10 protein-coding genes are annotated in these 12,460 nt (G+C 56.9%); 1 reads left to right on the top strand and 9 read right to left on the bottom strand.

The features are described from left to right. Window positions 1-10 precede the first annotated feature (10 nt). The 4 genes from HG15A2_RS18385 to guaB all read right to left on the bottom strand — a co-directional run bounded on the left by HG15A2_RS18385 (window position 11) and on the right by guaB (window position 4,436). Window positions 11-400, bottom strand: a complete 390-nt coding sequence (locus HG15A2_RS18385) for a VOC family protein (RefSeq protein ID WP_145062114.1) — start codon at window positions 398-400, stop codon at window positions 11-13. A 146-nt stretch (window positions 401-546) separates the two neighbouring features. Beyond that, complete coding sequence (locus tag HG15A2_RS18380; protein WP_145062112.1) at window positions 547-1,260, bottom strand: DUF480 domain-containing protein; 714 nt, start codon at window positions 1,258-1,260, stop codon at window positions 547-549. 271 nt (window positions 1,261-1,531) lie between these two features. After that, the gene (locus HG15A2_RS18375; protein WP_145062111.1) at window positions 1,532-2,758 is read right to left on the bottom strand and encodes a hypothetical protein; all 1,227 of its coding nucleotides are present in this window, start codon (window positions 2,756-2,758) and stop codon (window positions 1,532-1,534) included. Between the two features lie 193 nt (window positions 2,759-2,951). Next, window positions 2,952-4,436, bottom strand: coding sequence for an IMP dehydrogenase (gene guaB / locus HG15A2_RS18370; protein WP_145062109.1), 1,485 nt, complete (start codon window positions 4,434-4,436; stop codon window positions 2,952-2,954). A gap of 364 nt (window positions 4,437-4,800) precedes the next feature. Here guaB and HG15A2_RS18365 point away from each other — a divergent pair, with 364 nt between their 5' ends. Then, window positions 4,801-5,292: a DinB family protein gene (locus tag HG15A2_RS18365; protein ID WP_145062106.1), complete on the top strand. Its 492-nt coding sequence runs from the start codon at window positions 4,801-4,803 to the stop codon at window positions 5,290-5,292. A gap of 256 nt (window positions 5,293-5,548) precedes the next feature. On the opposite strand, the gene HG15A2_RS18360 is transcribed toward HG15A2_RS18365, so the two are convergent. The 5 genes from HG15A2_RS18360 to HG15A2_RS18340 all read right to left on the bottom strand — a co-directional run bounded on the left by HG15A2_RS18360 (window position 5,549) and on the right by HG15A2_RS18340 (window position 12,433). Next, entirely contained in the window at window positions 5,549-6,838 is a 1,290-nt protein-coding gene (locus HG15A2_RS18360) for an outer membrane beta-barrel protein (protein WP_145062104.1), read from the bottom strand. A gap of 455 nt (window positions 6,839-7,293) precedes the next feature. After that, window positions 7,294-8,709: a YiiX/YebB-like N1pC/P60 family cysteine hydrolase gene (locus tag HG15A2_RS18355; protein WP_145062102.1), complete on the bottom strand. Its 1,416-nt coding sequence runs from the start codon at window positions 8,707-8,709 to the stop codon at window positions 7,294-7,296. Between the two features lie 82 nt (window positions 8,710-8,791). Next, a complete protein-coding gene (locus tag HG15A2_RS18350; RefSeq protein WP_145062101.1) occupies window positions 8,792-9,463 on the bottom strand; it encodes a hypothetical protein in 672 nt (223 codons plus the stop codon). A 214-nt stretch (window positions 9,464-9,677) separates the two neighbouring features. After that, window positions 9,678-10,250: an orotate phosphoribosyltransferase gene (pyrE, locus tag HG15A2_RS18345; protein ID WP_145062099.1), complete on the bottom strand. Its 573-nt coding sequence runs from the start codon at window positions 10,248-10,250 to the stop codon at window positions 9,678-9,680. Between the two features lie 191 nt (window positions 10,251-10,441). Further along, window positions 10,442-12,433, bottom strand: coding sequence for a cytochrome b (locus HG15A2_RS18340; protein WP_246117784.1), 1,992 nt, complete (start codon window positions 12,431-12,433; stop codon window positions 10,442-10,444). Window positions 12,434-12,460 lie beyond the last annotated feature (27 nt).

The raw sequence follows: 12,460 nt of genomic DNA, 5'->3' as shown, positions 1-12,460 counted from the left end.
TCTCAGCTTCTCACCCGCCCACGTGTGTCACCACCCACCACGTATTCCCCGCTAGGTCCTTGATCCCACCGTAGCGGTCGCCGTGGGGATAGTCTTCAGGCTCTAGAACGGACTCTGCGCCTATCTCCAAAGCCTTCGCGTAGGTCGCGTCGCAATCATCGACATAGGTGTAAAGCGTCGCCGGTTGGGCTTTGAACTCGGTCATCGGTTCGCCCATCATGACGACCGAATCGCCGATCTGCACCTCGGCATGCTTCACGCTGCCATCGTCACGCATGTGCAGTTCGCCCCGTTGGTTTGCGCCGAAGAGCTCGGTGAGAAACTCGATCAGTTCGGGCACGCGCTGCACGATCAGATAGGGCGTAATTGTGTGCAGGCCGAATGGGTTGGGAGTGGCCATGGGTTGGCTTATGAAAAAATGGTTGGCGACGACACTTCGTTTGCAAACCGGATTGCCGATACGCACACGTCTCGGTGTCACTTGCGACAGGAGGTCGTTCGAGATACCACTGATCTGGTGTGTAACTGACAACCTTGGGGGGCCAGCTACTGGGTCAAGCTCTCCACCAGTTCGCGCAGGTCGGCGAGTTCTTGTCGGAGCTCGGCGACCTCCTCCCTGAGCTCTGCCAATTCATTGCCAGTCGCCGAAACCACTAGTGGCGCGGATGACGGGCTCGGTGGTGCCGCGGCAGCGGCGGGGGCAGTTGCGCCGGCATCTTTGAGCACCTTCTCCAACTCCTGCGGCTGGTAAAGATTGTGCGTCACGATGCAGCCGCGGCCCGGCGGCGTGACGTAGATCATGAGCTCTTTGGCGACCAGTGAATCAATGATCGGTCGCAGTTCTGTCATACCCGCGATCGGTTCCATGCGAGCGGCTCTAGCGCGGAGCTCGCCGAGGGTTTGCGCGCCGCGCAGCAGCAGCTCGCCCATGACGGCAATTCCCGTTTTATCGACGCCAAGCCAGTCGTACAGCAGGTGGCGGTACTTCTCGGTGCGGCTGTCGCCTTGGATTTGGGCAATTGCGCCGAGCTTCATCAGCTGCTCGCACGCCTCGTAGGCATCTCCCTCGTCGAGCTGCATCTGAGGGAAGCGATTGCTTTTTTGATTCGATGCATTAACCATCGAGTTCATCGTGAGCGGGTAGCTACCGGGCGTGGTCTTGGCCTTTTCTACGAGCACGCCTGCGATGCGGCGCTGCGTGCGGTCGAGCGGTTGCCATTTGCGGGCAGGGGCTTCGCTGGTTTCTGCTTGATCGGTCATGAACCGATTGTAGTAGAAGGTGGGTTAAACGCGATACGGGGTGGCATGGATAGCTTGCTACCCTTGTAGTCTCTCAGGAGAAATCCCGACGCTACCCCAACACTCGTGCTCAAGGGCAACAAGTTGCCCATGCCACCCCGAGAGTAGCTCGGTGCCACCGGTCTGAGCAGTGGGAGGTTTAGAATGCCAGCCGGGTCCGTTTTGGCGATCTCAGTTTGGAGTGCCAGCTCTACCCGACTCAGCCAGGATGGCCGAGCTACTTAAGAGTCGCTTACGGCAAGGCAACCGCAGCGCCGCCGGCGACCATGCCTTGGAAGAATACGGCTCGCCAAGTGAACGGCACGGGGTCGATCATGTACGGTGCACAACTGCCCGGGCGGTAGTAGCCCAGGGTGTATACGCATTCGTTGGGTGTGCGAATGCCCATCTTGTACGGGAGCACAGCAACGGAACCGAAGAAATGGGCACCGGACATGATCGGTTGCAAGTATGGTCCCCACGAGTGACCATAGCGTTCGAGTTGAACTTGCTCGAAGTACAACGGCTTGTGGCATGTGCCGGAGGCTTTCCACATGTAGGTGATCTGGGGCCACGAACGTGGGGCGAATACTTCGCTGCCTAAGCCGCAGGCGATCGGATAGTCCGCACCCGCCTCGCCTTGGACGCGAATACTAAGGTCGATATTCTCGATACGTGCGGATTTCAGCTTTTCGAATTCTTCTGAGCAGTTCTTCTCGCTCTCAATACGTGCCTTGGCAAGCTCGTTGTGACCCCTGGCTTCCTGACTTCTCAGCTTCTCGAGCTCCTCTTCATTCAGAGTGTCCTGTTGTTTATCCCTATCGAGGTCAGGGTCCTGAAATAGGTTCTGCTCGTCGCCGGTGGCCTTGTCTTCGTCCTGCTCGCGAAGGTATTTCTCTAACAGCTTGCTCGCCTCGGGGCTGGTTTCCTCTCGCATGGTCTCTTTGTCGAGCGACTCCTTGGAATCGCGAAGGATGCTATCAACCTCGGATTCGCCATCTCCAGTTGGAAGCGGTTCAGGCGTGATGGGTTCGGGCGTAATTGGTTCGGGCGTAATTGGTTCGAATTCGGTCTCTTCCTCTTCCGACTCCGCTGCATCTGGATCGTCGAATGCGTCTTCAAAAGCATCCTCAAAATCAGCTTCGGCGTCGTCATCCGTCTCTGGAATGTCCTCTTCGTTTTCTGGTTCCGAATCGCCTACGTTGAACGGATCGTTCTCGGCTGGCGGGTCGTATTCGGGGATGTCGAGGTCGAACGGATCGTCGTTCTGGGCGAGCAGTTGCGCCGGTTCAACGTTGCCATCGAAATCGGTGCGCTCGAAGGGATCGACTTCCAGGGTTTCCGCAGATTGGACAACCGCGTGGTGGTCTTGGGACGCTGCGACTTCTTCCCAACTGGCACGCTGGAAGTTGCTATCAGCCTTGATCGATTGAGCGTTCTCTGTGTAGGGATTCCAACGAGCGACTTGTCGCTTACTCATCTGGACTGTTTGCCGCGCCGCTTGCGTTGGATTCTCTGAAGCACTAGCCGCATCCTGCTGTGTGGAATGCCATGTTTCCGCTTGCGCTAAGCTTGTTGAGAAGTGCAGTACGACCAGCGCTAATCCAAGCTGGGAGTAAGCGAGAGTTCCCCACCAGTATGGAGAGCTAGTGCAGTTCCCCCGAGCTGTGCGATTAAATGGTTTCGCTAGCGCTATACTCTGCGGTATAGTTCGGAGCTTCTTGCGTAATGGCGATGTCATGCGGATGGCTTTCTCGCACGCTGGCCGGGGTCACTTGAATGAACCGCGCCTCAGTGCGCAACTCCTCGATGGTTCTGGCACCGGCGTATCCCATTCCGGCACGCAGGCCCCCGATCATTTGGTAGAGGAAGGGGCTCAACGGCCCTTTGTAGGGCACGCGTCCTTCCACGCCTTCGGGAACCAGCTTGCCGTTGCCGGCGTCGTCCTTGGATTGTCGGTATCGTTCGCTACTGCCGTGTACCATTGCCCCCATCGAACCCATCCCGCGATAGGTCTTGAAGGTGCGTCCTTGGTACAACACTCGCTCGCCTGGGCTTTCGTCCAGCCCGGCGAGCAAGCCGCCAAGCATCACCACGTGGGCCCCAGCTACAAGTGCTTTGGTAATGTCTCCTGAGTATCTAATTCCGCCGTCCGCGATGATGGTGGTATCGCTGCCGGCGGCTGCTTGAGATGCGTTGTAGACTGCCGTGACCTGGGGAACGCCAATCCCGGAGATCACCCGCGTAGTGCAGATCGATCCCGGGCCAATGCCAACTTTCACAGCATCGGCCCCAGCGGCAATCAAATCCTTCGTTCCTTCAGCCGTTGCGACATTACCTGCAACCAGGTCGATGTCCCAACGCTTCTTCAACTCTTTGACGGTCTCGATCACATTAGTCGAATGCCCGTGAGCACTATCGACTACCAAAAAGTCGACATCTTTCTCGATGAGGCTCGCTGCCCGCTCGAAGTCGTGGACTCCGATAGCAGCCCCAACGCGGAGGCGACCCTGGGCGTCTTTACTCGCCTGAGGGAACCGCCGCATCATGTCGATGTCTTTGATCGTGATGAGACCCGTCAGTTTGTATTCTTCGTCAACCAGGAGAAGCTTCTCGACCTTTTTTGCCATCAATATCTTCTCTGCTTCCTCAAGCGTCACAGTCCCCGTAGCCGTAACAAGCTGGGCACCTTGGGTCATCACTTGAGCCACCGGCTGGTCGGAGTCTTCCAGGAAGCGGAGATCGCGCCGCGTGAGAATACCCGCCAGCTTGCCGTCGGGTGCGGTGATCGGAATGCCGGAGACGTTGGACGACTGCATGGTCTGCCGAGCGACGGCGACGCTAGCATCCGACGGGAGCGTCACCGGATCGACGATGATGCCGTTCGCGGAGCGCTTCACCTTGTCGACCTCTTTAGTCTGGCGCTCCACGGACATATTCTTGTGGATGACGCTCAGTCCCCCTTCTTGGGCGAGGGCGATCGCCATGCGGTGCTCAGTCACCGTATCCATGGGCGAGCTTAACAGCGGCGCCCGCATGGAAATGCGCTTGGTGAGTCGGGTCGCTACATCCACCTCGGAGGGGATGACACTGCTCATGCTAGGCTCGATGAGAACGTCGTCGAAGGTGAGGCCAGTGCCGATGAGTTTGTCGTTCATAGCGGAGGGGTTTGGGGGGAATAGGGAATTAGGTGTTAGGAAACTCTGGGCACGGCAGCGGAGGCAAGTGCCTAGTGAAAACAGCAAGTAGCCGGCGAGCTACGCCTCGCCTGGCGAGATTTGTGGAATTAGCCATTATCGCGCGATTCGAGCGGGTGGCAACGGGGTGGGCCTGTAGCTCGAGGCCCAAGGCTTGAGTCGAAAATCAGCAAATCGTTCCCTCACAGGGACCTGTACGCGAGAAGGCTCGAGCATGGTAGAAGGATGGGAAGCAGCGATCAGTTGGGTGAATACACGCTACTAAGCCCACACCGCTATGGTATGTTGTGCAAAGTCAAGTATTCACTGCTCTCGGAGAAGAATCATGAACGCTCAAGATGCCATTCGCACCACGGCTGAAACTAGTGCCTTTATTTTGAAGACCTATTTCAGCGACCTCGAAGATGCTGAGCTGCTGGAGAGCCCAGGTGAGGGCTGCAATTGTCTCGCATGGCAGCTTGGGCATTTAATTTCATCGGAGTGTCATCTGTTAGAAATGGTCGAGCCCGGGGCAGCAATCGAACTGCCGGATGGCTTCGCGGAAACCTACAGCACTGAGAATTCCAAGAGTGTGGACAAAACGAAGCTTCACACGAAGGAAGAGTACCTGCGTCTGCTCGATGAGGTTCGTGAAGCTACGATGGCTTCGTTGGAGCGCACTAGCGAGACAGATCTAGATGCACCTTCGCCAGAGAAGTTCCGTGAGATGTTCCCGACCGTGGGTCACATGTACATTTTGCTCGCGACGCACGACATGATGCACGCAGGGCAGTTTGTGCCTGTGCGTCGCAAGTTGGGAAAGGCGATTTTGATTTAGAAGTGCTGAGATATTGTACAAATTCAATAACCCCACGGCTTGCGCCGGGGGCTAGGATCATTTGAATATGAAAATCTAGCCCCCAGCGCAAGCTGTGGGGGTTGATACCTGAGATTGCCGAATACTGGGAAACAAAAAACCGAGGGCCGGCTTCGGGGGATGAAGCCGACCCCCGGTGAAGGGGATCGTTAGTTAAGCTTGGCTGGCGGCAGGAGGCATATTGCCTTCAGCCGAGCATACTCCTGCCAAACCAACCTTAGTAAGTCAGGATGGCGTCGATACCGATGGTGTCGCGATCAACATCGAGGCCAGGAGCCCAGTCCATGCGGTACTCAGGACGCACGACCAAGTTATCAAGCACGCTGAAGTTCACACCACTAGTTAGCTCGTAGTGCGAAGTTCCGTCGCTCTTCCACCATTCCATACGCGAACCGAGCTTGACGCGATCGTTCCACTGGTAGAACAAGTACTGGTTGATTCCAGTCTGGTCGTTGCTACCGATCTGTGTGCCATTGTCAGCCGTGGCGTCGATACCGACCAAGTCACTCTGGAATACGTATTCAAGGCGATCGGTCAGGCTGGCAGCGATTACGATGCTGTGCGAGTAGCTGTCATCTTGACCGCCATCACGGGCACCGAAGTTACCGTAGGTGGTGATGTAGGTGAAGCTCAGGTTGTCGCTGATGTCGAGACCAAAACCACCGAGGTAGTTGCTACCACCGAGGGTGTTGTCGAAACCAGTATCCCAGCCAGCGGTCCAGCCGTTGTACAGGGTGAGTCCGCCGAAACCTGTGTAAGAAGTAAGGACACCAGTGTGGGTGAACGGCTCGCTGTTGAACATGGTCAACGAGTGACTGTAGAAGAAGTTATCCGGAGCGGTAACGACTTCGTATCCTACGAGCGTGTAGAACTTACCAATCTTCACGTTGAAGTCGCCATTCTCAAGCTCAGCGTAGGCTTGAGGAATCGCCCAGCCGTAGTAGCCGTGATCCAGCGAAGCATCGTAAGAACCGAAGCCGCGGGTACCAGCTCCTGGGTTGCCGAAGGCTTGGGTTTTCTGGGCATCTGTACCGTACATGACGTCGGTGCGGAAACCCCAGTCCCATCCGTCGCTACCGTCAGCATCTTTCCCGAGGAAGAAGTACTGCTGGTGGAGATTGATCCGATCTTGCAGATCATTGAACGCTAGTCCGTCGTCGAAGGTATTCGAGAGCTCGGTTTGCTCGTCGTGGTAACCGACTTGCGTCCAACCACCGACTACCAGACCTGAGTCCTCCAGGCCTAGTGCTCCGGCCAGCGACATGCCAGCCAATGCACCGCCAACTCCGCAGCCACTGCCACAACCAACTCCGTCGCCGCAGCAAGCATCGCCACAGCAGGGGTCGAAATCGCAGCAGGAATCATCACCGCAGCAGCTGTCTTCACAGCAGCCGACGGCTTTCACGTTGTTGTCATACGACCAGTCGGTCGCCTGTGTCTGAGCTGCAGCACCATTCCCGCTCATTGCGAGGGCCGCAATTCCGACAATCCATGTCCGAATCTTCACAGTTACGCTCCTTCATTGCGTCTTGGGCCGTAGAGAGTTAGAACGACTAACCCTTCGGGCCGCACGCTGTTGTCTTGCAAAGCCATTCCCCAAGAACGATCAGGCACAGGGAACGCCTTCGCGGGGGTGAAACCTCCGCCTCATGATCAACTATCGACGGGCTGTTCTTGAAAGCGAGAGATCGCCTAGACGGTTTGCGGCGAAATTATGAGCGAATTGCCGCGCAGCTGGTAAAGCATGACGATGGTATCGGTCGTTCAGCGCGAGAGTGCTAAAACCCGAAGATTACTGTGGCCATAGTGATAGCCTGGCAGCAAGGAATTTGCGCTGTACAAGCCGCAAAGTTTACCGAAATAGTACGACCACTAGTGCTGTGCGGGCATCCACAGGGGAAAGGGCTTCTCGACGGCTGACCTATCGTAGCTTGTTCGCAAGTTCCGGGCTGACGCTGCAGTCTACTGTGACGGTGTTCTATTTCTTAGCACTTCAATCGCCTGGTCTCCAGTGAGAACGCCCTCAGCGTCGGCGGGCGAGTAAACTGCCGTTGGCGTGAAGCCTCTGCCGGCCAAGGCCATTTGAATCAGTCCCTGGGCCCCCAACGCCATTCGTCCGGCGTGACGCTCCAACTGGAACTGCATGTCCCCTAGGCCGTCATAGGCGCGGTACACCACTTCAGTGCAAACCATACGATGCGAGCAGGTGAAGTCGAAATCGAAGTCGTAGGGTTTACCCTCGTGCAAGATCGCCCTGCAGAATCCGTCGGCAATACTCTCAGTGGAAAGCTGGGGCCGCAAAATCACGACTGAGTCGCTCGCCAGCGGCGAATCGACCGAGCGGATAAGTACGCCATCCTTCATGGCTTCCAACACGCGCAGGCCGTGGGGATTCTCAGGAGCAATTTCCTGACAGTCATCGAACAGCGCCGTGCGGTCGGCGAAGCCTGGATGCCCATCGACTGACAAGTTGCAAAGATCGCCACGGCAGCCCAAGTACAACGCTGCGTGTGGCCAATAGCCCGGCAGGAAGTAATTCGTCGCGGCGAACTCTTTACGCACGACAAAGACATCGCCCGGTCGGAGGTGTTCGAGCAACTGAGCGCGAATCTGCTCCGGCACACCCGGTTGGTGACCCGGCTTCACAGAGACTTCCGAGACCAAACCGGACACGTAACGCTGCACCAGGAATAACCCCTGCCCTACAAGGTCGCGCCGGAAGAGAGTCTTCAGAAAGCGGCCCCATACGTGCAGACGTGTACGCAGGAATGTGGTAAAGCTGGGGCGCAGGCGCTCAGCGAGTTGATCAGCCAGCAAGAAGAGTTGATCGTAGGGCTCACCGGGAAGCCGTTCGACTAACTTGGAGCGAGTCGTCTGGTAGTTGCGTCGCGCCTGCAACAGCCGCCACGCGTTGCCCGGACGGGTGAGCGAGTGCTGCACCGTGGCGTACATATCGCCGGGCACACCGAGGACTGGATCGGGCTCGTCGAGCTTTTTGCGAATCGAAGCGGCCGAGTGAAACCGGCTCCGTAGAAAAATCGCCGCGTCCACGAGCACGCCGGCCGCGGTGAACGCCGTGAGGAAGTTCGCTGCTTGCTTGGTCGCTGTTTGTTCGGCTAAGTCGATCGACTCGCTGTGAGCGGGGCCCGGATCGAGCGAAAGCACGATCTCCAGCAACGCACTCCGGCACTGCCAGTACGATGCCTGCAGCTGCCGCGCGGCTAGTTCTTCAGTGGGCGTGAGATAGCCCCGCTGGACAGCGGCTTGGGTATCGGGCGCAGAAAGTGCGCGGGCCTTGAGTTCTTCGAGATACTCAGCGATCTCAAGGACGGTTTCCGCGTGGTGCGATGTGGCAGTACTCGTGGGCGGAACGCTCATGAGGAAAGTATACCTCAGGAGACCATCAGGACGTAGCCACTCGACATACCCTACGCAGCCAGGATGGCCGAGCTACTTCGCTTCACGCAGCCTTCCGACTATACAACACTGCATTGCCCTCTTTGCCGACCACGTACAGCGAGCCGGTTTCTCGTAGGCAGTACGCCATGCGCTGGGCGGTATTGCGGGGTACGTTCATTTTCTCAGCAAGGTGGCCGGTGTGGAACTTCCGTGGCAAACGTTTCGGCAGAAAGCCACGCAGGTCGGCATGAGTGCGTAACGAATGTACTTCTAGCACGTCGGTAAGGAACTGGTCTTGTACCACGAAGTCGCGTTCGCGCCGTCGTCGCCGCCTGCCGTGGCCCGGGTAGCGATGTTCTTCCACGGTGACGAGCGGCACATCAAGCGTCAGCCGTGCGTGAGGAAACACGCGCGTAAAATAGATGAGGTGATCGAACACGTCGAGCAGTGCGCCCCGCTTGGGGCTGCGGCGACGACTCACTACTTTGCCATCTTGCTTGTCGAGCTTGACGAGCAGTTTCTCCGCGACGATTGGCTTCACGACGCGCACCGTGTGCTTCTTCTTCAGCAGCTTAGCGATTTTGTCGCGAATGGCTGAGAGTGAACCGTGCTGAATCTCAATAAGTTCCTTGCCGCGCACCGCATCGATGCGATACCCATCGCAAGCCACCTCGTGCTGCGATTCGTCTTCGACGTACGTGAGTTTGAGTTGGCGGTGAAGAGAAGATTCCATGGGAGATTCCGTTCCCTAGTTCGTGACTGAACCGCCATGGACGCAAAGAGCGCCAAGAATCAATTGACGGGATCTACAGGATGAACAGGATTGAGTATGAATTATCTTTCCTGGACATCCTTTTAATCCCGTCTTGTTTGATTCTCTTTTGTTTCTTCTTGGCGCTCTTTGCGTCCTTGGCGATTCACTCTATGAATTACTAGCGAGCATGCTATCAGGTCGTCGCTGGTGGATCGATGCCGAAATCTTTGATGGTAAGCAGGGTAGATAGCTCATAGCCCGCGTTGGCAAAGGCTTCACGGCCACCTTCTAGGCGATCGACGATGGCCAGTACGCGTTTTACCTTCAGCCCGACCGCTTCGCAGCGTTCGATTGCTAGCAACGAGGACCCGCCGGTAGTGACGACATCCTCGACAATGACGACTTCCTCGCCGGGCTCGTAGGGGCCTTCGACAAACTTGCCGGTGCCGTGTTGTTTCGATTCCTTACGAACCATGATGCCTCGTAGGCTCTGTCCTTGAATACCAGATAGCGTCAGAATGGCCGCGGTAATCGGATCAGCCCCGATGGCCATGCCACCGACCAGTGGTGGCATGTCATCGGCCATCAGTTCCAACATGCCCGCGCCAACGAGTCGTGCCCCCTCGGCGGTGAGTACTGCTTGGCGGCAGTCAAGGTAATAGCTGGCTTGCTTGCCGGAGGCGAGTGTGAACTCGCCGAATTGCAGGGCACGCTCGCGCACGAGGTCGACGAGTTGTTGTTTGTTGTATTCGAGAGGATTGCTCATGCGTTTTTCTTCTACGGGATGGATACGTTAGTTTTTGAACCACAGAGGACACGGAGAGCACGGAGGACATCACAGAGAGAAATCTAAGAAACAAGACAAAATGCAATAAGAGCGAAACCCCGCTCTACCGCCCTCTGTGAAACTCCGTGTCCTCTGTGGTTCAAAAAGGAAGCTGAGTCACTGGTCGATTATCATTCGGTTTTTTCGGGACGATACCAATCTTGGCGCAGCCAATCGACGATCAACTCCAAAGACTTATCGTCCAACTGATTGAGCATCGCGTTGTCGTGCGGGGCGAACTTCGGCATGCGGTCGTTCATGTCGCCGTAAAAGCGTTCGTCGGCGGGATTGCGGATGAGGTCGGAAAGCCACTTTTTCGACATGTAGCCGTCGAGCACCGGCGAGCCGATGTCCTGTTGCTCGCCAAAGGTGTGGCAATCAGTACAACTCATGCCTTCAGAGACGATGTCGGCAAGCTTGCCCTCAATGAGAGCACGACCTTGTTGAATCAACTTGGCGTCTTGCTTGTCTGCTTCGACTTGCGAGGGGAGTTTTGCCTCAGCGGAGAGAGCGATGGCAACCTTGTCAAACGCTTCTTCAACCGCTTTGCGTTCTTCACCTTCAAGGTCAGCAAAACAAGCCGTGATGTAATCGACCATCTCGGGGTAATCACCGTCGGTGCCGAACGGCGAATCCTTGTAGCCGAAATAGTGCTTGCTGTTGACGAACTTGGGATCGAGCATTTTGGCGATCCAATCGCGCGAGCCGACGCCGTAGAGATTCGGTGCGGTCGGTTCTTCATTCACGAGGGCCCGTTCGTAGGAGGGTAGTTCGGTGAGCTCCTTTCTGAGGTCTTGGTAGTTATGGCAGCTTGCGCAGTTTTGCTTGTAGAGCTTCGGCCCTTGCAAGTACGGATCGTTCTGCACGAGGGGCAATGCACCAGTCGGTGGGGTCTTGCTTGGCGAACTAGCCAGTTCGATGACGCGATGTGCCTCGTTGTGGGCTTGATCCTTCGCGTCAAGGAAGTTGCGAGACGCTTCGTAGCGGGTCTTGGCCAAATTGTCTGCGTCGTCGGCTGAGTCCAGCAATGCCGTGGCTTCTTCCTCGGTGAATCCGCTGGCGTAGTAATCGTCGTTGATCGCTTGCACGGTGAGCGCGACCGCGCCACCGATGATCACCACGAGCAAGCCCACATTGAAAAAATGGCCAGCCTTGGACTTGCCAATCCACGGCATGAGGAAGAGTACGATCAGCACGACGGTGGGAATGACGATGGCACCCCAGATTTCTAGCTGCCCGGGGAACCATTTCAGGAACTGGAATAGGAATAGGAAGTACCACTCCGGTCGAGCGGCATTGTAGGGGCTTGCTGGGTCGGCGGGGGCGGTGAGCTCTGCGCCGCCGTAGTAGACAGTGAGCCCCAGTACGGCAGCCAGTACGCCGAGCGCGGCGACGCTATCTTTGAGTACCTGATCTGGCCAAAAGGTGGAGTCCGGGGCGTAGTTCTTGTCTTTCGCGTGCAACCCGTGGCGGCGAAAAAGGGCGATGTGCAGCGCCAAGAATGCAACCATCGCGCCAGGCAACACGCCCGCGTGCAGCGCGAAGAAGCGAGTGAGTGTGTGATGCCCATACGAACTGCCGCCTACGGCCAGCTGTTTCACTTCGCTACCCACGCCGGGCGCGAGGCTCGACAGTTCCGTGCCGACATTGGTGGCCCAATAGCCCTTTTGATCCCAGGGCAACAAATAACCGGTGAGCGCTAATCCCAGCACAATGAGCATTAGGATGAGCCCGAGCACGAAATTCAGCTCGCGCGGTGCGCGGTAGGCCCCGTCCCAAACGACTTGCAGGAAGTGAATCGCTAGGAGAATGATCATCGCCTGCGCCATGAAGTGATGAATGCCTCGCAGGAGCCAGCCGCCGGTCATCTCGTGCTGGATATAGTAGACGCTTTCCCACGCAGTTTGCGTACTGGGGCTATAAGCCATCCATAGGAATATGCCTGTGACGACTTGCGTCATGAACGCCATCACCAGCGTGCTTCCCCACACATAGCGCCAGCGTGCGCCGCCGGGTACGCTTTCGTACAGCGCATCATTGACTAAATCACGCACGCCGGCGCGGTCATCAAGCCAGTCAGTGAGGCGGGGGATCAAGCCATTTCTCGATGATGTGTCAGGCACAGGAAGCTAGTTCGATTAATGAAAAAG

It is taken from the genome of Adhaeretor mobilis (assembly GCF_007741515.1).
Lineage (GTDB): Bacteria > Planctomycetota > Planctomycetia > Pirellulales > Lacipirellulaceae > Adhaeretor > Adhaeretor mobilis.
The sequence above is the reverse complement of the archived record's forward strand: the minus strand, read 5'-3'. Positions and strand labels throughout refer to the sequence as shown.